Here is a 278-nt window from a genome sequence, read left to right as displayed (position 1 = left end):
ACAAATTCAACAATACATACCCATCTGTTTGTTGAATGTTAGTTTTAAAATCTTCACAAAAGTGGCCACTAATCAGATAATGCTAGTCGCACAGAAAATTATTTGTCCTTCCCAGACAGCGTTTCTCCCTGGGAGGAATATAATGGAGGGTGCGGTCATTCTCCATGGAACATTACATGAATTACACAAGAAGAAGAAGAATGGAGTGATCTTGAAGATCGATTTCGAGAAGTCATACGATAAAGTCAGATGAGACTTTCTACAACAAACACTTAGAA

Annotated in this window: 1 protein-coding gene; it reads left to right on the top strand. The window is 37.4% G+C overall.

The genetic code is table 11. The annotated features are described in order from the left end of the window. Positions 1–28: 28 nt before the first annotated feature. Positions 29–253 carry a reverse transcriptase domain-containing protein gene (locus tag KVT28_RS28270; RefSeq protein WP_368734940.1) on the top strand — a complete coding sequence of 75 codons (225 nt, stop codon included), beginning with the start codon at positions 29–31 and terminating at the stop codon, positions 251–253. Positions 254–278 lie beyond the last annotated feature (25 nt).

Origin of the sequence: Pantoea sp. GbtcB22 (assembly GCF_019091025.1) — a bacterium.
GTDB classification, from domain to species: domain Bacteria; phylum Pseudomonadota; class Gammaproteobacteria; order Enterobacterales; family Enterobacteriaceae; genus Pantoea; species Pantoea leporis.
Note: the sequence above shows the minus strand (reverse complement) of the source record. Positions and strands in the feature narration are given on the sequence as shown.